Below are 19,317 nucleotides of genomic sequence, written 5' to 3'. Positions count from 1 at the left end.
TCAGGGGCTGCCGAGCTTCCGCCGACGGCGACCAACGCGTCGCTGCCGCGGACGAGCAGGCCGTTGCGCAGCTCGCCCAGCCCGGTCGGGAGGCTGACGGTGAGATGGTCGTTTCCCTCGTCCCGGGACAGGCCCGACAGCAGCCCGATCGTCGTCCCGCCGACCGATCGGGCGCCCCGGCAGGCCGCTGCCATGATCCTGCCCAGGCCCCCGCAGACGACGTACCAGCCGACCTCGGCGAGACGCCGTCCGACGGACTCGGCGGTGGCGACCTCACGGACGGTGGCCTTGGCCGGCCCGATCACCCCGATGTAGACCTCGTCCCGCCGCATCCGCCCGTCCCGCCGCATCCGTCGATCCTCCCGCCGGTGAGCCGGTCGAGCGACCGCGCGCCGCATCGGACAGCCGCATCGGACAGCCACATCGGAGAGTCCGCGCCCTGCACGTTTCGTCACGTTTTATCGAGGCCCGGCGGGATAGTAGAGACCCTGTTGGGGCCGCCGGCCCCGCCAGCAGGGCCGACGGACCGGATGGACGGGCCGGACGAGACCGGGCGAGAGTGGTCGTGGTCGAGTGGTCGTGGTCACGCAGGTGGGCCGGGGCGAGGCCTCGGGCGAGGCGTTGGGTGGCGGCCGGTACCCGGCGACGACAAGGGTGGGGGTGCAGGTCCGTGGCGAGTAATGCGGGATTCTTCCCGAGGCGGGTCATAGCTGTGACACGCATGTGTAACCGGCAGGCCGTAGCGTAGCCCGCCATGAGCGACGCACGAATCGTGGCCGTCGGCGTCGAGGAGGAATTTCACATCCTCGATCTCACCACCCGTCAGCTCGTTCCCAGGGCCGAGGAAATCCTCCGCCGGCTCGACGGGGACTCGTTCTCCCCAGAGCTATTGAAATCGGTTGTCGAGACGAACAGTCAGCCGACGGCGGATCTGCTGGAGCTGCGGACGAACCTGCTCGATCTGCGGCGGCGACTCGCGGAGGTGACCGGCGAGCTTGGGCTCGGGCCGGCCGCCGCGGGCACCGTGCCGATCGTGGACATGGATCTGCTCGACGTCTCCCGGGACGACCGTTACGAGCAGATGACTGAGGACTACCAGATCGTCGCGCGCGAGCAGCTCATCTGCGGCGCTCAGGTGCACGTCGACGTGGCCGACCGTGACCTCGCGATGGCCGTCGTCGCCTGGACCGCGCCGTGGCTGCCGATGCTGCTGGCGCTCTCGGCCAGCTCGCCGTTCTGGATGGGTGCCGACAGTGGCTACGCGAGCATGCGCACGCTGGTGTGGCAGCGCTGGCCGACCGCGGGGGTCGCCGGGTCCTTCCGGACCGCCGCCGAGTACGATCAGCTCGTGGCGGACCTGATCAAGTCCGGGGTGATCAGCGACCCGGGGATGGTCTACTTCGACGTCCGCCCGTCGGCCCACCTGCCCACCGTCGAGCTGCGCATCTGCGATGCCTGCCCGGACGTCGACAACGTCATCCTCATCGCCGGGCTGTTCCGGGCGCTGGTGTGCCAGGCCATCGAGAAGATTGAGGCCGGCGGCCAGGCCCCGCCGCCGCGCGCGGAGCTGCTGCGCGCGGCGACCTGGCGGGCGGCCCGGTCCGGCCTGGAGGGCGACCTCGTCGACATCCTCGGTACCGGCCCTATACCGGCCCAGGCCATGCTGCGCCGGCTGCTCACCGAGGTCCGCCCGCAGCTCGAACGGTTCGACGACTGGGAGCTCATCGACAACCTGGCCGAACAGGCCGTTGGCCGGGGCAGCTCCGCGCACCGCCAGCGCCGGGCCTTCGCCCGTCGGGGTCTGCTCACCGACGTCGCGGATCTGGTGCTGGCCGAGACCCGCGACGTCCCGCCCGCGGGGGCGGCGGCCGCGCTGGGGAGCGCGCCCGCCGTGTCCGCCTCCGACCAGATTGCGCCGCGGCTGCTCGAGCGCTACCAGCCGACCGGGTACGACGAGATCGTCGATGCCCGCGGCGCGGTCCGTCCCCAGTACCGGGCCGTCATGCGCACCTTGGAACGGCTCGGCCCGGGCATCCTCGACGAACGGGTCGGGACGCGCGAGGCCGAGCAGAACGACCGGGGGATCATCTTCCGGGCCTCGGGGGACTCCACCAGCCGTCCCTTTCCGTTCGACCTGGTCCCGCGGATCATCGCCGCCGACGACTGGACGACCCTGACGACCGGGCTGAGCCAGCGGGTCCGGGCCTTGGAGGCGTTCCTGCACGACATCTACGGCGAGCGGGCGGCCGTCGCCGACGGGATCGTGCCGGCCTGGGTGGTCAACGACGCGCCGAGCCTGCGCCACGGCGGTCGCGCCGCCGGCCCGGACGCCATCCGGGTGACCGTCGCCGGCATCGACCTGGTCCGCGGCGGTGGCGACGGCGGCTGGCTGGTGCTGGAGGACAACCTGCGCGTCCCGTCCGGTATCGCCTACGCCGTGGAAGGCCGGCGGCTCGCCGAGTCGGTGCTGCCGGAGCTCGGTCCGCCGGCCGGCATCCTGCGGCTGGACGGTATATCCGCCCTGCTGCACGAGGCGCTGGTCGCGGCGGCCCCGGCGGCGGCCGCGGGGGAACCGGCGGTGGCCGTGCTGACCGGCGGGAAGACCGACGCGGCGTACTTCGAGCATTCCCTGCTCGCCGAGAAGATGGGCGTTGCGCTGGTGGAACCGGCGGATCTGCTGGTCGACGACAACGACGTCGTCCACCGGATCGACGGCTCCCGGCGGTGCCGCGTCGACGTCCTCTACCGCCGGATGGACGAGGACGACCTGTTCGGCGCCCTCGGAGCCGACGGCACCCCGTTGGGGCTCCCGCTGCTGCGCGCGATCCGGGCCCGCCGGGTCGGCATGGCGAACGCTCTGGGTAACGGGGTGGGTGACGACAAGGTCGTCTACGCCTACGTCCCGCGGATGGTCACCTACTACCTGGGCGAGCAGCCGGTGCTCGACGACGTGCCGACCTATGTCTGCGGTGACCCGGAGCAGTGTGAACACGTGCTGGACAACCTCGATCAACTGGTGGTGAAGCCGGTCGACGGGTACGGCGGGTCCGGCGTGGTCATCGGGCCGCGCGCCGAGCCCTACCGGCTCACCGAGGTCCGCGAGCGGATCCTGGCCGATCCCCGGCAGTGGATCGGCCAGGAACTGGTGTCGCTGTCGACCCATCCGACCTGGCACGACAGCCATCTCGAACCCTGCGCGGTGGATCTGCGGGTCTTCGTCTACGCCGGGCGGGAGCCGCGGGTGGTGCCCGCGGCGCTCAGCCGGGTGGCGCCTCCCGGCAGTCTGATCGTCAACTCCTCACAGGGCGGGGGGTCCAAGGACACCTGGATTCCCCGCCGTTAGCCGGTGATTCCCCGTCGTCAACCGTTCCGTGACCGCTACTCTCCGTAGTCTGATCCAGGGTGGCCCGGTCTTCCGTCGCGGGGTGCTCCGTCGCGGGTGCACTGCGGTTCCGCGCGGGTTGGCGACCGAGGGAGTTGGCAACATCGCGGACACTGTTGTGAAATCTCCGTCCTCGAGAGTGAGGTCGTAATCAACGGCTGCGGTATCGGGAAGGAAGCCCCGGGGAATGGATCTCGCCTGACTTCATCGATTGACGGGAGCGCACATGTGCGGGCTGAGTGGCGAGCTGAGATTCGACGGCCGGGGAGCGAACGTCGACGCGGTGGTGCGGATGACCGCGACGATGGTGCCGCGGGGCCCGGACGGCGTGGGAGTGTGGTCCGCCGGCCCAGTTGCGTTCGGGCACCGTCGCCTGAAGATCATCGATTTGTCCGAGCGCGGTGCCCAGCCCATGGTGGACAACGAGCTCGGCCTGACCACGGTGTTCAACGGGTGCATCTACAATTATCAGGAGCTGCGTGACGAGCTGGTCGCGGCCGGCTACCGCTTCTTCTCCACCTCCGACACGGAGGTGATCGGCAAGGCGTACCACCGGTGGGGGAGACGCTGCGTCGACCACTTCGCCGGGATGTTCGCCTTCGCCATCGCCGAGCGGGACAGCGGGCGGCTGATCCTCGCCCGGGACCGGCTCGGGATCAAGCCGCTCTACCTCACCGGGAACAGCGAGCGCCTGCGGTTCGCCTCCACCCTGCCGGCCCTGCTCGCCGGCGGCGGCGTCTCCTCCGACATCGACCTGGTCGCCTTTCACCACTACCTGTCGTTCCATTCCGTGGTGCCCGCCCCGCACACGATTCTGGCCGGGGTGCGCAAGCTGCCCGCGGCGACCGTGCGGGTGGTGGAACCGGACGGCACCTCGACCGACGACCTGTACTGGCGTCCCAGCTTCACCCGCGATCCCGCGCACGCGGACTGGACCGCCCGTGACTGGCAGGACGCGATCGCCGAGCGGCTGCGCCTCGCGGTGCGCCGCCGGATGGTCGCCGACGTCCCGGTCGGCGTGCTGCTGTCCGGTGGGCTGGACTCCAGTCTGATCGTCGCGCTGCTCGCCGAGGCGGGGCAGAAGGATCTCGCGACCTTCAGTGTCGGGTTCGAGGCCGTCGGCGGCGAGCCCGGCAACGAGTTCGTCTACTCCGACGTCATCGCCCGGTATTTCGATACCGACCATCACCAGATCCGGGTGCCGGGGACGAGGCTGCTGCCCGCCGTCGACGCGGCCATCGCCGCGATGAGCGAGCCGATGGTCAGCCACGACTGCGTGGCCTTCTACCTGCTCTCCCAGGAGGTCTCCCGGCACGTCAAGGTCGTGCAGTCGGGGCAGGGCGCCGACGAGGTCTTCGCCGGGTATTCCTGGTATCCGCCGCTGGCGGGTGTTGGGCGGACCGACGCCGTCGACGCCTACCTGCGGGTCTTCGCCGACCGACCGCACCGGGACCTGCCCGCGATGGTGGAGCCGCACCATCTCATCGAGGCCGATGCCAGCCGGTACTTCGTCGCCTCCCACTTCGCCCGGCCGGGCGCCGAGACCGCCGTCGACGCCGCGCTGCGCATCGACTCGACGATCATGCTCGTTGACGACCCCGTGAAACGGGTCGACAACATGACGATGGCCGCGGGGCTCGAGGCCCGCACCCCCTTCCTCGACCACGAGCTGGTCGAGCTCGCCGCCGCCTGCCCGCCGGAGCTGAAGCTCGCCTCCGGCGGCAAGGGCGTGCTCAAGAACATCGGCCGTCCGCTGATGCCGGTCGACGTCATCGACCGACCCAAGGGGTATTTCCCGGTGCCGGCGATCCGTCATCTCGACGGGCCGTTCCTGGACCGGGTGCGCGAGGCGCTCACCGATCCGGCGGCGAAGACGCGGGGCCTGTTCCGGCCGGTGTGGGTCCGGACGATGCTCGCCGCCCCGAACGACAACCGCACGACGCTCGGCGCGAACGCCCTGTGGCAGGCCGCGCTGCTCGAGATGTGGCTCCAGACCCACACGGTCGCGTGATCTACGTAGGTCGCACGACCCACGTACGTCGCACGACCGAGTCGCATGATCCCTTGGAGTGACATGATCCGACCCGCGGTGGGACGGCCGGTGGTGGGACGGCCGGTGGTGGGACGGCCGGCGGTGGCGCGGCCGGCGGTGGCGCGGCCGGTGGTGACGCAGCCGGCGGTGCCGCACACCGTCGACTCCGGGCGTCCCGGCGGCGAGCTGTCGCGCACCGAGTACCGGCCCGCATGGTCGGCTCGCCTTCGTCGGCGATCGCGGCGGCGCCCCCGCGCTGTGCCACCCGGGCCACCCGCGCCATCCGGGCCATCCGCGCCGGCGCGCGTACCCGGGATCCCCGGGCCCCGCACCGGTGACCACCCGCGGCTGGTCCGTCCGGTGCCGTGCGCCCTGCCAGCCCACGACGGCCGGGAACTGTCCGGTTGGTGGTACCCGCCCGCACGGCCCGCGAGGACCGGTCCCGACCCTGCTCCACCTGCACGGCGGCCCGGAGGCGCAGGAGCGTCCCGTCTACAACCCGCTGTTCCAGGCCGTGCTCGCCCGGGGGATCGCGGTGTTCGCGCCGAACGTGCGCGGCTCCACCGGATTCGGCCGGTCGTTCGAGGAGGCGGACCACACCCATCGTCGGTTCAGTGGCATCGCCGACGTCCGCAGCTGCGTGACGCATCTGGTCGCGACGGGCCTGGCCGACCCGGACCAGATCGGCGTCGCCGGCCGCTCCTACGGCGGCTATCTGACGCTGGCGGCGATGGTCCAGCTCCCGGAGCTGTTCCGGGTCGGGGTGGACGTCTGCGGGATGGTTGATCTGGAGAGCTTCTATCAGTACACCGAGCCGTGGATCGCCGCGTCCGCGGTCACCAAGTACGGTGATCCACGCACCGAGCCGGCGTTGCTGCGGGCGCTGTCCCCGCTGCACCGGATGAGCGCCCTCGCCGCGCCGCTGCTCGTCGTGCACGGGGAGAACGACACCAACGTCCCGGTGATCGAGGCCGAGCAGACGGTCGCCGCGGCCCTCGCTCGCGGCGTCGACTGCCGTTACCTGCTCTTTCCCGGCGAGGGGCACGAGATCGCGGATCTGCGCCACCGCAGGTCGTTTGTCCGAGCCGTCGTCGACTGGCTGACCCCCCGGCTGCTGGCCCCCTGACTCCCCGACCTCCTGCTGATCCTGGTTTCTTGCCAAAGATTTGACCCGGTGGTCGGACGCGCTGTTCGAGCTCGCTGACGCTGTGCTGTGCGCGGACAGTCCGGTACGGGTCTGCCAAAGAAAATGGCTCTGCCGGGATTCCGGCGGTGACAGGCCGTTGTTCTTGCAGTCTCTGTTTACCATCCAGACACTGGTCCGTCGACGAGGTCGGGCTGGTCCTAGCCCGGCTCGTGGTGTGCCTGCTCGTCCCCGCCGGAGCGCCAGTCACGGTCGCGGTCGACGACACGCTCTGGTCCGCAAGGACACCACCTCCGCATCCCGGCTGTGGCTGGCCGCCCGCATGACCGAGAAACTGGCCACCGCCATGCCCGGGCGGACGATCCACACGGTCGGCGACGCCGCCTACGCCGGGGACGAGCTACGCACCCTGCCCGTCTAGATGACCTGGACCACCCGGCTACGCAAGGACGCCGCCCTGTACGGGCTCACCCCGCTACGGCCGCACCACCACCGTGCACGCCGCCGCCGTGTCCTGCCTGTGATATGGGGTGTTCGCCACCTGCCCGGTCACCGTGATCCTCGTCCGCAACAACGCAGACCGCGCCGGCACCTACGACCTGGCCCTGGTCACCACCGACGCCCTCACCAAACCAGCGCAGATCATCGAACGGTACGCGGCGAGATGGTCCATGGAGGTCGCGATCGCGGACGCCAAGCAGATCTTCGGCGTCGGGCAAGCCCACAACCGGGCAAAAGCCGCGATCGAGCGCACCGTCCCGTTCGGCCTGACCTGCCAGACCCTGACCACCGTCTGGTACGCCACCGCCGGTCACCACCCCGACGACGCCACCGACCACCACACCCGCGCGCCTCCTGGTACACCACCAAAACCCGCCCCTCCACCGCCGACATGGCCGCCAAGCTCCGCCGCGTCCTCATCGCCGCCAAATATCAACCCACTCGCCCCGAACCATCGACCCCGGCAGAACTCCACACCCTCCGACTGGCCTGGGACACCAACGCCGTATAACCGCGAAAGTCAAGTTCAGGGCGGCCGGATGCTTGGCAAGTTACGGCGCTGGGGGCGCTTGCGGCCGCTCAGGATGCAGTGCGTGACGTGGATGGCCAGGCAGGCAGCGACGAACATGCGCCAGGCGGCGCGCGCTAGCTCCACCACCCAGGCCCGCGCGGAGTTGTCGAGGGCAGGAGGCTGGTGCAACCTTGCTGTACTTCTGTTGAACGGCGCGGGCAAGGGTGCCGGTGCCGGTCAAGAGCGGCTATCCAGGCTGCGGAGGGGCCACCGGTCAGGACCACCAGCTTCGCCTGCTATGAGATCATGGCCCCGTGACCGAACCCGCCCTCATCCTCTGGGACATCGACCACACGCTGCTTGAGATCAAGGGCGTCGGCCGGGACATCTACGCCCGCGCCTACCAGCTCGTCACCGGCAGCCCCATGGAGCAGCTGGCCGACATGACCGGCCGCACGGAGCGGGCCATCATCATCGAGACCCTCCGGCTTGGCGGGATCACGGAGCCGGAGCCGCTGCTACCGGCCTTTTACGACGCCCTGGGCGAGGCGGCCCGGCAGCTCCAGGACCGGATGCGGGGCGCCGGCCGCAGCCTGCCCGGTGCCAATGAAGCCATTGCGGCGTTGATTGCCGAGGATGTGGTGCAGTCCGTCGTGACCGGCAACCTGCGCTCCATCGCCGAAGTTAAGCTAGCCGCCTTCGAGCTCACGGATCATCTGGACTTGGCGGTGGGCGGCTATGGGGACGACGACAGCGACCGGGCCGTGTTGGTTCGGCTCGCGATCAAGCGGGCCGAAGCCGCCCACCAGGTGAGCTTCCCCCGGACCCGGGTGGTGGTGATCGGCGATACGCCGCACGATGTGAAGGGCGCCCACGACGCTGGCGTGCGGGCAGTGGGGGTTGCCACCGGCAGCAGCAGCGTGGGGAACCTCGAAGCCGCCAGGGCCGACGCCGTTTTGCCGGACCTCACCCGGTCCCGCGCACTCCAAGCTGCTGTCCTCGGACTCGTGGGCTAGCTGCCGGGGCCGGCGGTTGCCAGCCGGAACCGCTCGCCGAAGTCCCGCGCCGCGGGCACGGTGCCGAAGGGCTCAAGCCCATCCGCAAATTCCTTGAGGCGCAGGGCCACCCGCTTCGAGCCGATGGCTTCGCTCAGGGCCAGGGCGTCAGCCGCCGTCTGGCAGGCCTGCTCAACGTCACCGGCCCGCAGATGGCATTTCGCCAGTCGGGACAAATAATGCACCCGGTCTCGGACGCGGTGGGGTGCCTGGTGGGTAAGCAGGCCAATCGCCCTGGTCAGCGCCGATGCGGTTTCGCCGGTTTGGCCCAGTTCGAGGAGGCAGGCGCCTTCCTGGGCGGCCACTTCCACCTCGTCGATGTAGGACACCCACAGTGGCTCATCCCGGTGGCCGGCACGCTCGAAGTCGGTGCGGGCGGCATCGAGGGTGCGCCGGCAGCGGTCCTGGTCGCCAACTCCGGCTTGGGCACGGGCCAGCCGCGTGCCCAGCATCGTCTTGGTCAGCGGCGTGAGGCCGGCCGTCCCGGAGGCCAGCGCCGTTTGCGCGAGCGACAGCGCCGGCCCCCGCTGCCCCCGGTAGGTCTCCTGAAGGCTCATGTAGCCCAGGGCGCTGGCGGCCAGGCCCGGTTCATCGCTCTCGTGGGCAACGTAGATCGTGGTGGTGAAATAGCGTCGGGCTTGCCCGTGGTGGTCGGCGTCTAGTGCCAGCCACCCTGTCATCTGGGCGAGCTGGCCGAAGGGAAGCAACCTGTCGCCGGGGTCCTGCGCCACCGTCACCGCCATCCGGGCTACGTACCGGGAGAGGGGCAGGTACAGGCTGTCCCCGCCCAGTTCGTCGTCAAGCTGCAAGAACAACTTGAGTAGCAGTTCGGCGCTCTGGCCCGTGGTCATGCCCTCGAAGGCGGAGATGCCGATGGTGGGGCTACGGGTCTCGCCGGCGGCCAGCGGGAGGCGCCCAGCCGTCAGGCTGCCCAGCAGCGCGGGCAGGTCTGGCCCCGCGGATGCCGGCGGCGGGGCCGCCGCGATGGGTGCGGTTCGCTGTTCCGGAAGCTGGAACCACAGCAGGTGAGCGGGGATGCGCAAGGTCCGGGCCCACATCATGAGCCGGTCCAAGTCCTTGATGGGCGGGCCGGACTCGATGCGGGATAGCTGCACCTGGGAGATGTCGGCCCAGCCGCCGACCAGTTCCTGAGACAGCACCCTGCCGTGCCAAGGGTTGCGGCGGTAGGCGGCGATCACCCGGCCGATGTGCCAGCTAGCCAGGGCGTCGCGCAGTTCATCGGTCTGCCAGAAGTGATCGGGCACCACCGGGGCCTGAAGGCGAAGCTGCTCCTGTTTGCGCTGGCACGGGGCACAGGACCCGGCCGCGTTGTCGCGGGCTAGGCGGCTCCCGCAGGACCGGCAGTAGCGGCCTGATGCCCCGTCCATGCCCCCGACTGCCCCGTTCGTGGTCGTCCCAGTGCGCTCGGCAGCAGTGTAAAGGGGTGTTGGTAACGCCAGGTGGGGAACCGGCGGCGGCACGTATAGCCGTCATACATGGCCCGTCATGGCCGTATCCGTTCCGCCCGCTCACGCTGAGGACCAAGGCGCCCGGGGCCGGGTCTGAGGACCCCGCTCCCCGGCCTCGGGCGTCATCCATCCGTGCCAGGAGGGGAGGAAATCGGTGGACAGGGACACCGAAGGGCAAGACTCTGGGCTGGGGCCGCCGGGCGGCGCGGCGCTGCGGCTCATTGCTGAAGGGCTCGGGGCGGCGTTGGGACGGTTGGAAGCCGCCGGGGTCGTGCTCGCTTGCGACGCGGGCGACCTGCTCACCACCGCTGTGCAGCAGGCGGCCTTGGAGGAGCGAACCGAGGCCGTCACCGCGGAACTGCGCCGGTTGCCCGCCGTCCGGCAGGCCATCGAAGTGGAGATCGAGGTGTTGGGCGCCCGGGTGCTCACCGTTTCGCCGGCCACCCCCTCCCCGGGGCCGGCATGAACCTTCCGGCCAGCACCGCGCCCCAGCCAGCCGCCCACCTGCGTGCGAGCGTCCACCAGTTCGCCGCCGCCACCACGGCCCCGGCCTTGGCGCGGCAGGCGGCGGCCGGGCTGCTGGAGGGCTGGGGACTTACAGATCTTCTCGACACCACGGCACTGTTGATTTCAGAACTCATTACCAATGCCGTCCGGGCCACAGAAAGTTCGGGTGGTAGCTTAAGGTCTATTGTATCCATGCGCATCAGCTGGGCCGCGCGAAGCCTCATCATCGAAATCTGGGATCGTAACCCGAAGCCGCCTGAACTTCAGGTTCAATATCTTGATCGTGAGAGCGGTCGGGGTCTCCACATTGTCGAAGCCCTGAGCCTTGCGGCAGCCTATTACCCGTCGCCCACCGGAGTTGGCAAAGTTACCTGGTGCCAGATTGAGGCACCGGTGCCGTCCGAAGCTGAGGAGTCGGGCCCACTTCTCCCACACCGCCGGCCCACGGTTGCACGTGCCGATCCTGGGTTGGTTTTCGATGACATGGCCGTACTGAAACGGGGGCTCGATGGCCTGCGCGCCATGGACGGCCGCCTACCCCGGAGCGACGCCATGAGATAATAGCGTCATATCCTCGCCCAATACAGCCGTACTTCCGGAGTTTCCTCATGCCGTTTTCCGCAGACCGCTGGATGACCGAATACCCCGCCTGGCTTCCCGCCGATACCGGGGTACGCCGCGTATTTGCGTTGCCGGGCGGCCCGGTCTTGGCGGAGGTTCACGGCGGCAACCTCACGCTCACGGCGCTGGGCGGCGACGAGGCGGAGCCGCTGGCGGATGTCTTCGGGATGCCGGACGGCGCTGCCAGTGAAGTGCCGGAGCTGGCCAAGGAGCTGGCTGGCCTGGGCAACGTGGGCCGCTTCCGCAACCCCTCGCTGTGGGAGGCGCTGGCGACCGCGATCCTGCGCCAGGTCATCCGGGCGGGCCAGTCCAAGAAGCTCTACCGACAGCTGTGCGCAGCCCACGGGCAGCAGGCGGCCCTGCCGGACGGCGACACCTACGGCCTGTTTCCGAGTCCGGAAAAACTCCTGGAGCTGGACGACGAACAATACGGAGAGCTTGGGATCGCTTTCAAGCGGGCAGCGCTCCGGGCCGCCGCCACGGCCTACCTGGCCCACGGCGAAAACTGGAAGCGTCTGTCCCTACCGGCCCTCATCGACGAATTGCAGAGCGTCCAGAGGATCGGCCCTTGGACGGCCGGCGCGGCCGTTGCCGACTACACCAATACCTGGGACCTGTACCCCTACGCCGATCTAGCCGTACGCACGTGGGCGGGGCGGGCTGCCCCGGCGCACCACTGGTTCCATAACGAGCGTGCCTTCGGCGCTCAGTGGCGGCATCTGGCGGGGGAACACCTATCGACCTTGACCCTCCTGACCCTTGCTTGGGGATCGCAACATGGAGACATTGGATGACGGCCCCGTCCTAGGCGCCGACCTGAACCGCCCGCTCGACGCCGTTTTTATCAACGCCCCCTTGCGTGACTACGGCCTGCGCCCACGGGTGAACGACTTCACCTTGCCGGTACTGGGCATGGCCTACATCGCTACCTACGCGAGCAGCCAGGGCTTCAACGTCGGCGTACTTGACGCCGAAGCCTTGGGACTCGGCATCAAAGAGACCTATCAGCTGATGAACAGCCTCGGCCCGCGCTGGGCCGGCTTCAACCTCTTGGCCCCACCTACGAGGTGAGCGCCGAAATCGCCGCCGGCCTGGACCGGGACATCATGGTCATGGTCGGCGGGCACCAGGCCAAGGCCATGCCCAAAGCCATCATCGCCGACCCCCGCTTCGGGGCGCTCGAAGCCCTGGTGCTTGGCGAGGGCGAAACCCGCGTGGCAGAACTCTTGCAGGACAAGCGCTCCCGCGCCGACCTACCCGGCGTGATGTGGCTCGACCCCATCCTTCACCAGCCCGTCACTGGCGGCCAGCCGGGCGCGGGCCACCACCTGGCCCCAGATGTGGACCGCCTGCCCTTCGTCGACCGCCGGTTTCTGGTGGGCGACCCGTACCAGGCGCCAGACGGCCGCGTCGAGGCCAACATGGTCGGTGCCCGCGGCTGCCTGTACGACTGCTCATTTTGTGGCGCCGCCGTCAGCGCCAACCCGGACATCACCATCCGCACCCGCACCCCTGCCGGCATTATCGCCGAGATGGAGGTGCTGCACGCCACGGGCGGCGTAACCGCTTTCCGCTTCGTCGATGATCTTTTTCTCGGTTACGAGCGGTTCATCCGGCAGTGCATGGAGGCCTTCACCGCCGCCCGCCTCGGGGAGCGCTTCGTCTGGGATGCCACCGGCCGTATCAACATCCTGCATCGGGCCGATGACGCCCTGTTGGATGTACTGGCCGCCAACGGCCTGCGGGAAGTTGCTCTGGGTGTCGAGTCCGGCAGTGAGCGGCTGCTTGGGTACATGGGCAAACGGATCAACCACGATATGACCCGCTCCGTGGTCCGTCGCCTCACCGAGCGCGGCATCTCGGTGAAGGGCTACTTCATCCTGGGCTTCCCCACAGAGACGCGCGAGGAGTTGGCGGCCACCGTCCGCCACGTCAGGGAGCTGTGGGAGGTGGCGGACGGCCAGCCAGGGACTTCCGGGCCTCCGTCTTCGAGTTCCGCCCGTATCCCGGCACGCCGGAGTGGGACCGCATCGTGGCCACCGGCCGCTACCAGCCTGCGCAGCTTCTGGCCTACACCGCCGTTGACCTAACCGTTGGCGGCCTTGACGAAGCCATGCGCGGGCGCGACGAGTTCAACTTCTCGGTCAACATCCGGTTCGGGGAAGCCACCGTAGATGAGGTGCGGGCCGCCCTGGTGGAGCTGTCCCGCGAGCAGCACGCCCGTTCCAGCGTCCGCCGATGACTACCGGCTTTTTCCTCGCCATCGACGGCCCCAGCGGCATCGGCAAGAGCACGGTCACGGCCGCCCTGGCCCGGCAACTCGCCGGCGCCGGGCTGCCGGTGCTGGCGACCAAGGAGCCCACCGCCAGCCCCCTGGGCAGCCTGACCCGCTTCGGTACTGACGACTACCAGGAGATCACCCTCGCCTGCCTGGTGGCGGCCGACCGCTACCAGCACCTTGAAATGGAGATCCGCCCGGCACTGGCAGCTGGCACTGTCGTGGTGTGCGACCGATATGCGGCGTCTTCCCTGGTGCTTCAAGGCCTCGACGGCGTGCCCGCCGACTTCCTATGGACGTTGGCGGCCGCGGCCGACCGGCCCGATCTGACGGTCATCCTCGCGGGCGACCCCGTCCGCTCCCGCGAGCGGGCGGCCCAGCGCGGCCTCTACAGCCGCTTCCACCGTGGCGGCCCGGAGGCCGGTGCAGCCGAAGCAGATGCCTACCGGACCGTTGCCGCCGAGATGGAAGCTGCCGGCTACGCCGTGCTGTGCCACGACATCGGGGCTCAGACGGGGGAGGAAGTGGCCGCCGTACTGGCGGCGTCTGTGCTCTCCCGGCTGGAGGGCACCCGTACCGCTTCTTGAGCGGCCCGTACCAAGGAGTCGTACGTCTCCACCGTGCGTACGGCTTCCACCCCCAGCGACGCCACGAAGGCCGCCAACTCCTCCTGCACGGCGGCGGCCGGCGCGTCGTCGGGCACCATGCGTTCCAGCTCCAGGAACGTCCCGACCCCTTCCAGCTCATCCAGGCACAACGAAACCTCGCCATGCCGGCCGGTCCGCCGGAACTTGGCAACCCGGACCGTCGCCCAGTAGCCCATGCGAAGGATCGCCTCGTGCATCTGCTGGCGGTCCGCCACTTCCGTCTCGTACTCCAAGCAGTCCTGGGCGTTGGCGCCCGGCTGCTTGAGGGCGAACCAGTGGCGGCCGTTCACCGTGCGCAGCCGCAGGAATGACACGCCAAGCTTGCTGTCTCCGAAGGACCAGCCGAGCGGGGCGAAGGCCTGGTCGTCCTGGTACACCGCCTCGCCGAGGTTGATACCCCGCCCACTGAGCGCGCCAAGCACTGCCTCCAGGTCCGACACGGAATACTTGACTTCAACCTCGCGCACAACGTCTCCCTATAGGTTATGAGGTAGCAGGCAAAATTGTAACGGAACCCCGATGCTGCCTATGAGGGAGCCCGAGGGGAACGGTCAATGCTGGACCAGCTTGATAACCGTCCCCAGATGGTTGTGTGTGGAATAACTTGGCGCGCGGGGCAGCTGTCTTGCGGCAACCTAAGAATTCGTAATGAATTAATTAATGCAAGCCAATATGCGTCTTCGCAGGTAACGGGCTCGCGAAGACCCCGAAGTGAACAATTTATTTCATTCCGAATCCTAAGCACTCACAATATAATTGGCTTAGTGAATAACTAGAGTTTCGCAGTTTTCTTGATTGCTCTGCGATGGGCATTAAAGCACGTTGATTTAATCCATTGACCGGATGGTGGTGTCCGGGTGTGGCACGGCTGCGGCGTGCCGGTAAGGGAAGCAGGCTGTCCGACGGGCTGGTGGCGGGAGCATCGGCGCTTCCTAAACCAGCTCGAAAAAGTGGACGCCGATGCTCCCAGATCTCACTGTACCGTCTTCCCTGGCCGTTCTTCTGGCCGTGTTTCACCGCGCCGACGTTCCAGGTGTTCCGTGCGCTGGCCTGCGGGATGCTCGCCGCGACCGGCCGGCGGACGGTGTGCGGGATGCTCGTGGGCGCGGGGCTGTCGCGGGTGTGGCCGCACGACCGGGCGCACCGGTTCTTCATAGTGATCGCCGGGCTGAGCACGTGAAGCCCCTGGGCGACGAAGCCCGGATCGGCGCGACGATTGAGCCAGGACCCGGACCGATGCGGCTTGAGGTCGGGTGGCCCAAGGATGCGAATCCCCTGGGCCACCCGATCTCAGAGTCGGCGGGTGAAGTGGAAGGCCGCGATCGTGAAGCCGGTCCGCAGGTAGAGCCGGTGCGCCTCGTAGCGGTGGGTGCCGGCGTCGAGATGGATATGTTCGCAGCCGAGCCGGCGCGCCTCCCGTTCACTCCAGGCGAGCAGCCGGGTGGCGTGCCCCCGCCCCCGCGCCGCCAGGATCGTGGACAGGTCGTCGATGACCAGATGCCGCCCGTAGGCGAGCGAGGTCACCTGCCGGAATCCGACCGCCGCGACCACCCGTCCCAGCTCCCCGTCCCACGACGCGACCAGGCGGTATCCCTCGGGGCGCTGGACCTCGTTGACGAGCTTGACGAACCCGGTGGAGGTCAGATGCGGCCGAAGCTGCCGCATGGGGTCGAACGCCAGCCAGGTACGATCCGCCTCCAGCTCCTCGATCTTCACATACCGTATTCTTGCAGCTTCACCAGGTGAGCCGATGTCCCCGGACGGGTGGAGCGCTCAGAACCAGCCGCGGCGGCGGCCCAGGTGCTCCAGCTGCTGGTGGAGCAGCCCGGCGAGCTGGTGCCGGTCGGTGTCGTGGTGGCCGAGCCGGAACCGGCTGAGCTCGTCGCCGCCGGAGGACAGCAGCCCGCCGCGGCGGTCGGCCTCCAGGACGACGTCCACCCCGGAGCCGTCGACGAGGAAGATGACTTCCAGTTCGGAGATGCGCCGGGCGTACTCGCCCGACGGCTTCAGCTCGATCTCCTGGTAGAAGAGCAGGTCGGAGCCGTGTAGGCGGCCCTTCTCGACGTCGGCGGACCTGAAGTGGAAGCCGAGGTCACCGAGGGAGGTGAGCACCGCCTCCTGGACGGGCAGCGGGTGCACGTTCACCGCGTCGAGGTCACCCGGGTCCACCGCCCCGGGGATGGCCAGCTTGGTCCGCACCCCGATCTTCATCCCGTGCAGGTGCCACCCGCCGATGTCGGTGATCGGGGTCTGCCACGGCACGGGCAGCTCGAAGCGGCCGCTGATCTGCTGCTCCGGGTGGATAGTGAAGTCGCCGCCGATCTGCTGGGTACCGAAGGTGATCTGCTCGTGCCAGGTCGAGTCGTCGGTCTCGACCTCGACGGTCGCCTCGAGCGTGACGAGGACCTTCTCGATCTTCTGCTCGACCTTGCCGCCGGTAACGGTGGTCAGACCGGTCACGACCTGGCCCGGCAGGGTCTCCGGACGGTCCAGCACGGTCTCGACCTCGGCCCCGCCCACGCCGAGCCGCGACATGAACCGCTTCATCCCCATGGGTGCCCGTCCTCTTCCATTCCCATTCTCGTGTGTGCGTAGGACACGTTCTCACATCCGCAGGACGACTGGATCGCCGGAACCGCTCCCGGGTCGGCAGGGTGACAGCGGGCGGGGCGCGTCAACGGGCCGGTGGCGCGGATGGGGTACGGCGTCCGGCTTCGGGGCGAACCGGTACCATATCCGCTTCGTGACCTGCATCGTCGGGGTACAGCAGGACGGCCGGGTCGTGATCGGTGGGGACAGCGCCGGTGTCGCCGGCTGGTCTATCACTGTCCGTGCGGATACCAAGGTATTTCGTAACAGTGAGTTCATTATGGGGTTCACTGATTCGTTCCGGATGGGCCAGCTGCTCCGCTACAGCCTCGTGCCCCCGGTCCCGCAGGACTGGGATCTCGATCGGTTCATGGCGACGGACTTCATCGCGGTGGTCCGGGACTGCCTGCGCGACGGCGGCTTCGCCCGCAACGACTCCGGCAATGAGAGCGGCGGGCTGTTCCTGGTCGGCGTCCGCGGACACCTCTACCGCATCGACTCGGACTACCAGATCGGCCGCAGCGTGGACGACTACTACGCGGTCGGCAGCGGCGACGAGTACGCTTGCGGCTCGCTGCACAGCACCCGGGGCCTCGACCCGAAACAGCGGGTCCGGATGGCGCTGGAGGCCGCGGCCCACCACTCGACCGGGGTGTGCCCGCCGTTCCACATCATCTCCTCCGACGACATCTCCTCCGACGACGTGACCACCTACGACGCCCCGGACTGACCGGACGCCTCGGACTGGCCGGACAGCGGTCAGCGGTGGAGCCGTTCCGCGGCCAGTGCGGCGAAGGCCGACGTGCCGGCGAGCGGTTCGAAGCGTTGCGCGGCGGCGGTCAACGTGCCGTACTCGTCCTCAGTGAGCGTGATGTCGGCCGCGGCGGCGTTGCTCTCCACCTGGGCGACGCTGGACGCCCCCGGGATCGCGACGACCGACGGATGATGGATCGCCCAGGCCAGCGCGATCTGGGCGGGGGTGGCGTCGTGCGTGGCGGCGACCTCGCGTAGGACGTCGAGCAGCGGGGTGGCGCGGGCCAGGTTCTCGGTGAGGAACAGCGGGTTTATCGCGCGGATCCGCCCGGTCGGGCGGTTCGTGACGTCGTAGCGGCCCGAGAGCAGCCCCTGGCTCAGCGGGCTCCAGGCGATCACGACCCGGGACTCCCGGGCGGCGAACGCCAGCAGCTCCTCGCCCCGCCTGCGCCGAACCAGGCTGTACTCGACCTGGTTGGACAGGATGGGCGCGCCGAGCGCCGCCTCGGCGTCCTGCCAGCGGGTCAGCGAGTAGTTGCTGACCCCGACGTCCCCGACGAGGCCGATGGTGCGCAGCGCCGCCATCCCGCGCATCGTCTGGCCGTCCCTGATCACCGGATTGGGCTGGTGGACCTGGTACAGGTCGATGCGGTGCACCCCGAGCCGGTTCGCGCTCGCGACCGCCCGCTGCTCGACGATCGGAGCCAGCGGGAGCACGGGGAACAGCTTCGTCGCCACATACGCCCGGTCCAGCGCGTCCGGGATCCCGGCCAGCGCCGAGCCGAGGATGCGTTCGCTGCGCCCCATCCCGTAGATCTCGGCGGAGTCGAACAGCGTCACCCCGAGTTCGAGGGCCCGGCGCACGATGCGCCCGGCCTCGGTGTCGGCGTAGCTCGCCCCGTACCCCCACTCCCTGGACCCGAACTGCCAGGTTCCGAGGCCGATCTTGGATATCTTCTTACTGCTGGCTGTCGTGATGCCCTCGACGTAGCGCATCTGTCCAGTGAACGCCCGACCGTGCCGGGGCGCGAGAGGAGCGTCACCGGTAGCCGCTCCGATGCCGGTGTCGTCGGGGGATCGTCTTGTCCGCGAATCGTCTTGTCCGGGGATCGACAGCGTTCCCGGCGCCGACGTGTTCGGCTGTACCCTCCGGCAGCTGCTAGTTTGCCGGCAGTCCGGTTCGTGCGGATGCGGGCGGGTGCCGGCTGGCCGGTTGGGCACGGTAATGCCGGTAGGTAATGGTTGTGCCGGTCCGTCACGGAACGCCAGGTGGAGGGAGCGTGTTGGTCACCCAGTTCAGTCGAGGGCAGAAGGCGCAGCTGTCGACGATCACCCCGGGCACCGACCTGTACGTCGGGATCCAGATCAATGCGCCGGGGGAGTGGGACATCTCCTGCTTCGGCCTGGACGGCGCCGATCGCCTCACCGACGACCGCTACTTCGTCTTCTTCAACCAGCCGGCGTCGCCGGAGAAGTCCATCCAGCTCCTCGGGCCGCAGGCCGGCGACAGTCAGGCGTTCCGGGTCACCCTTGACCAGGTGCCTGCCTCGATCGGCCGGCTGTCGTTCTGCGCCGCCCTCGACGGTGCCGGTAGCGCCTCGGCGATCTCGTCGGGGTACCTGCGGATCGTCGTCGCGGGAACCGAGGTGCTGCGCTACTCCTTCACCGGCGCCGACTTCACCAGCGAGCGCGCCGTGATGATCGCCGATATCTACCGCAAGGGCGTGTGGCGGATCGCCGCCGTGGGCCAGGGGTTCCAGGGGGGACTGGCCGAGCTCATCCGCTCTTACGGCGGTGAGGTCGCCGACGAGGCGCCGCCGCCGGCCCC

The 19,317-nt window shown here is 69.1% G+C and carries 22 protein-coding genes; 15 read left to right on the top strand and 7 right to left on the bottom strand.

The features are described from left to right. Nucleotides 1–350: SLOG cluster 4 domain-containing protein (locus AC08OT_RS09910; protein WP_476592604.1), on the bottom strand; the 350-nt coding region annotated here is incomplete at its 3' end. Between the two features lie 404 nt (nucleotides 351–754). On the opposite strand from AC08OT_RS09910, the gene AC08OT_RS09905 reads away from it, so the two are divergent. The 4 genes from AC08OT_RS09905 (at nucleotide 755) to AC08OT_RS09890 (ending at nucleotide 6,979) form a co-directional block, all read left to right on the top strand. Then, nucleotides 755–3,343: a glutamate--cysteine ligase gene (locus tag AC08OT_RS09905; protein WP_476592605.1), complete on the top strand. Its 2,589-nt coding sequence runs from the start codon at nucleotides 755–757 to the stop codon at nucleotides 3,341–3,343. A gap of 265 nt (nucleotides 3,344–3,608) precedes the next feature. Continuing rightward, entirely contained in the window at nucleotides 3,609–5,393 is a 1,785-nt protein-coding gene (locus AC08OT_RS09900) for an N-acetylglutaminylglutamine amidotransferase (protein WP_476592606.1), read from the top strand. Nucleotides 5,394–5,748: 355 nt separating this feature from the next. After that, nucleotides 5,749–6,540: an alpha/beta hydrolase family protein gene (locus tag AC08OT_RS09895; protein ID WP_476592607.1), complete on the top strand. Its 792-nt coding sequence runs from the start codon at nucleotides 5,749–5,751 to the stop codon at nucleotides 6,538–6,540. 235 nt (nucleotides 6,541–6,775) lie between these two features. Then, a complete protein-coding gene (locus tag AC08OT_RS09890) occupies nucleotides 6,776–6,979 on the top strand; it encodes a hypothetical protein (protein ID WP_476595617.1) in 204 nt (67 codons plus the stop codon). A 606-nt stretch (nucleotides 6,980–7,585) separates the two neighbouring features. Here AC08OT_RS09890 and AC08OT_RS09885 read toward each other — a convergent pair. Next, nucleotides 7,586–7,759, bottom strand: a complete 174-nt coding sequence (locus tag AC08OT_RS09885; RefSeq protein WP_476602748.1) for a hypothetical protein — start codon at nucleotides 7,757–7,759, stop codon at nucleotides 7,586–7,588. A gap of 125 nt (nucleotides 7,760–7,884) precedes the next feature. Here AC08OT_RS09885 and AC08OT_RS09880 point away from each other — a divergent pair, with 125 nt between their 5' ends. Further along, nucleotides 7,885–8,586, top strand: coding sequence for an HAD family hydrolase (locus AC08OT_RS09880; protein ID WP_476592608.1), 702 nt, complete (start codon nucleotides 7,885–7,887; stop codon nucleotides 8,584–8,586). On the opposite strand, the gene AC08OT_RS09875 is transcribed toward AC08OT_RS09880, so the two are convergent. After that, nucleotides 8,583–9,890 (bottom strand): DNA-binding protein, encoded by a 1,308-nt coding sequence (locus AC08OT_RS09875; RefSeq protein WP_476592609.1) that lies wholly within the window; start codon nucleotides 9,888–9,890, stop codon nucleotides 8,583–8,585. The two genes, AC08OT_RS09880 and AC08OT_RS09875, sit on opposite strands and share 4 nt — an antisense overlap. 358 nt (nucleotides 9,891–10,248) lie before the next feature. On the opposite strand from AC08OT_RS09875, the gene AC08OT_RS09870 reads away from it, so the two are divergent. The 7 genes from AC08OT_RS09870 to tmk are packed head-to-tail and all read left to right on the top strand — an operon-like array spanning nucleotide 10,249 to nucleotide 14,087. Beyond that, nucleotides 10,249–10,560, top strand: a complete 312-nt coding sequence (locus AC08OT_RS09870) for a hypothetical protein (protein ID WP_476592610.1) — start codon at nucleotides 10,249–10,251, stop codon at nucleotides 10,558–10,560. Then, nucleotides 10,557–11,162 carry an ATP-binding protein gene (locus AC08OT_RS09865; RefSeq protein ID WP_476592611.1) on the top strand — a complete coding sequence of 202 codons (606 nt, stop codon included), beginning with the start codon at nucleotides 10,557–10,559 and terminating at the stop codon, nucleotides 11,160–11,162. Before AC08OT_RS09870 ends, AC08OT_RS09865 begins: the two co-directional genes overlap by 4 nt. Nucleotides 11,163–11,209: 47 nt before the next feature. Next, entirely contained in the window at nucleotides 11,210–12,016 is an 807-nt protein-coding gene (locus tag AC08OT_RS09860) for a DNA glycosylase family protein (RefSeq protein ID WP_476592612.1), read from the top strand. Continuing rightward, complete coding sequence (locus AC08OT_RS09855; protein ID WP_476592613.1) at nucleotides 12,000–12,293, top strand: hypothetical protein; 294 nt, start codon at nucleotides 12,000–12,002, stop codon at nucleotides 12,291–12,293. The genes AC08OT_RS09860 and AC08OT_RS09855 overlap by 17 nt, the downstream gene beginning before the upstream one ends. Next, entirely contained in the window at nucleotides 12,290–13,312 is a 1,023-nt protein-coding gene (locus tag AC08OT_RS09850) for a B12-binding domain-containing radical SAM protein (RefSeq protein ID WP_476602747.1), read from the top strand. Before AC08OT_RS09855 ends, AC08OT_RS09850 begins: the two co-directional genes overlap by 4 nt. 23 nt (nucleotides 13,313–13,335) lie before the next feature. Next, on the top strand, nucleotides 13,336–13,464 hold the full coding sequence (locus tag AC08OT_RS09845; RefSeq protein WP_476592615.1) for a hypothetical protein: 129 nt from the start codon (nucleotides 13,336–13,338) through the stop codon (nucleotides 13,462–13,464). Next, a complete protein-coding gene (gene tmk, locus AC08OT_RS09840) occupies nucleotides 13,461–14,087 on the top strand; it encodes a dTMP kinase (RefSeq protein WP_476592616.1) in 627 nt (208 codons plus the stop codon). The genes AC08OT_RS09845 and tmk overlap by 4 nt, the downstream gene beginning before the upstream one ends. Here tmk and AC08OT_RS09835 read toward each other — a convergent pair. Continuing rightward, entirely contained in the window at nucleotides 14,009–14,614 is a 606-nt protein-coding gene (locus AC08OT_RS09835) for a class IV adenylate cyclase (RefSeq protein WP_462203530.1), read from the bottom strand. The two genes, tmk and AC08OT_RS09835, sit on opposite strands and share 79 nt — an antisense overlap. 392 nt (nucleotides 14,615–15,006) lie before the next feature. On the opposite strand from AC08OT_RS09835, the gene AC08OT_RS09830 reads away from it, so the two are divergent. Continuing rightward, on the top strand, nucleotides 15,007–15,327 hold the full coding sequence (locus AC08OT_RS09830; protein WP_476592617.1) for a hypothetical protein: 321 nt from the start codon (nucleotides 15,007–15,009) through the stop codon (nucleotides 15,325–15,327). Between the two features lie 110 nt (nucleotides 15,328–15,437). Here the strand turns inward: AC08OT_RS09830 and AC08OT_RS09825 are convergent, their stop codons facing one another. Together AC08OT_RS09825 and AC08OT_RS09820 are read right to left on the bottom strand one after the other, a co-directional pair. After that, complete coding sequence (locus AC08OT_RS09825) at nucleotides 15,438–15,863, bottom strand: GNAT family N-acetyltransferase (protein ID WP_011437295.1); 426 nt, start codon at nucleotides 15,861–15,863, stop codon at nucleotides 15,438–15,440. 57 nt (nucleotides 15,864–15,920) lie between these two features. Next, nucleotides 15,921–16,700 carry a sporulation protein gene (locus tag AC08OT_RS09820; protein WP_476592618.1) on the bottom strand — a complete coding sequence of 260 codons (780 nt, stop codon included), beginning with the start codon at nucleotides 16,698–16,700 and terminating at the stop codon, nucleotides 15,921–15,923. A gap of 190 nt (nucleotides 16,701–16,890) precedes the next feature. Here AC08OT_RS09820 and AC08OT_RS09815 point away from each other — a divergent pair, with 190 nt between their 5' ends. After that, a complete protein-coding gene (locus AC08OT_RS09815; RefSeq protein ID WP_476592619.1) occupies nucleotides 16,891–17,466 on the top strand; it encodes an Ntn hydrolase family protein in 576 nt (191 codons plus the stop codon). Nucleotides 17,467–17,495: 29 nt separating this feature from the next. Here AC08OT_RS09815 and AC08OT_RS09810 read toward each other — a convergent pair whose 3' ends face one another. Beyond that, nucleotides 17,496–18,485 (bottom strand): aldo/keto reductase, encoded by a 990-nt coding sequence (locus AC08OT_RS09810; protein ID WP_462203528.1) that lies wholly within the window; start codon nucleotides 18,483–18,485, stop codon nucleotides 17,496–17,498. Nucleotides 18,486–18,772: 287 nt separating this feature from the next. Here AC08OT_RS09810 and AC08OT_RS09805 point away from each other — a divergent pair. Continuing rightward, the coding region (locus AC08OT_RS09805; RefSeq protein ID WP_476602746.1) for a TerD family protein at nucleotides 18,773–19,317 on the top strand (545 nt) is incomplete at its 3' end.

This window comes from Frankia sp. CgJB1 (genome assembly GCF_977947065.1).
This window is presented reverse-complemented; position numbering and strand designations above follow the sequence as displayed.

Coding starts and splice junctions, on each gene's coding strand:
- AC08OT_RS09860 (WP_476592612.1), top strand. CDS start 11,210: ATGCCGTTTTCCGCAGACCGCTGGATGACCGAATACCCCGCCTGGCTT.
- AC08OT_RS09845 (WP_476592615.1), top strand. CDS start 13,336: ATGCGCGGGCGCGACGAGTTCAACTTCTCGGTCAACATCCGGTTCGGG.
- AC08OT_RS09820 (WP_476592618.1), bottom strand. CDS start 16,700: ATGGGGATGAAGCGGTTCATGTCGCGGCTCGGCGTGGGCGGGGCCGAG.
- AC08OT_RS09905 (WP_476592605.1), top strand. CDS start 755: ATGAGCGACGCACGAATCGTGGCCGTCGGCGTCGAGGAGGAATTTCAC.
- AC08OT_RS09855 (WP_476592613.1), top strand. CDS start 12,000: ATGGAGACATTGGATGACGGCCCCGTCCTAGGCGCCGACCTGAACCGC.
- AC08OT_RS09810 (WP_462203528.1), bottom strand. CDS start 18,485: ATGCGCTACGTCGAGGGCATCACGACAGCCAGCAGTAAGAAGATATCC.
- AC08OT_RS09865 (WP_476592611.1), top strand. CDS start 10,557: ATGAACCTTCCGGCCAGCACCGCGCCCCAGCCAGCCGCCCACCTGCGT.
- tmk (WP_476592616.1), top strand. CDS start 13,461: ATGACTACCGGCTTTTTCCTCGCCATCGACGGCCCCAGCGGCATCGGC.
- AC08OT_RS09900 (WP_476592606.1), top strand. CDS start 3,609: ATGTGCGGGCTGAGTGGCGAGCTGAGATTCGACGGCCGGGGAGCGAAC.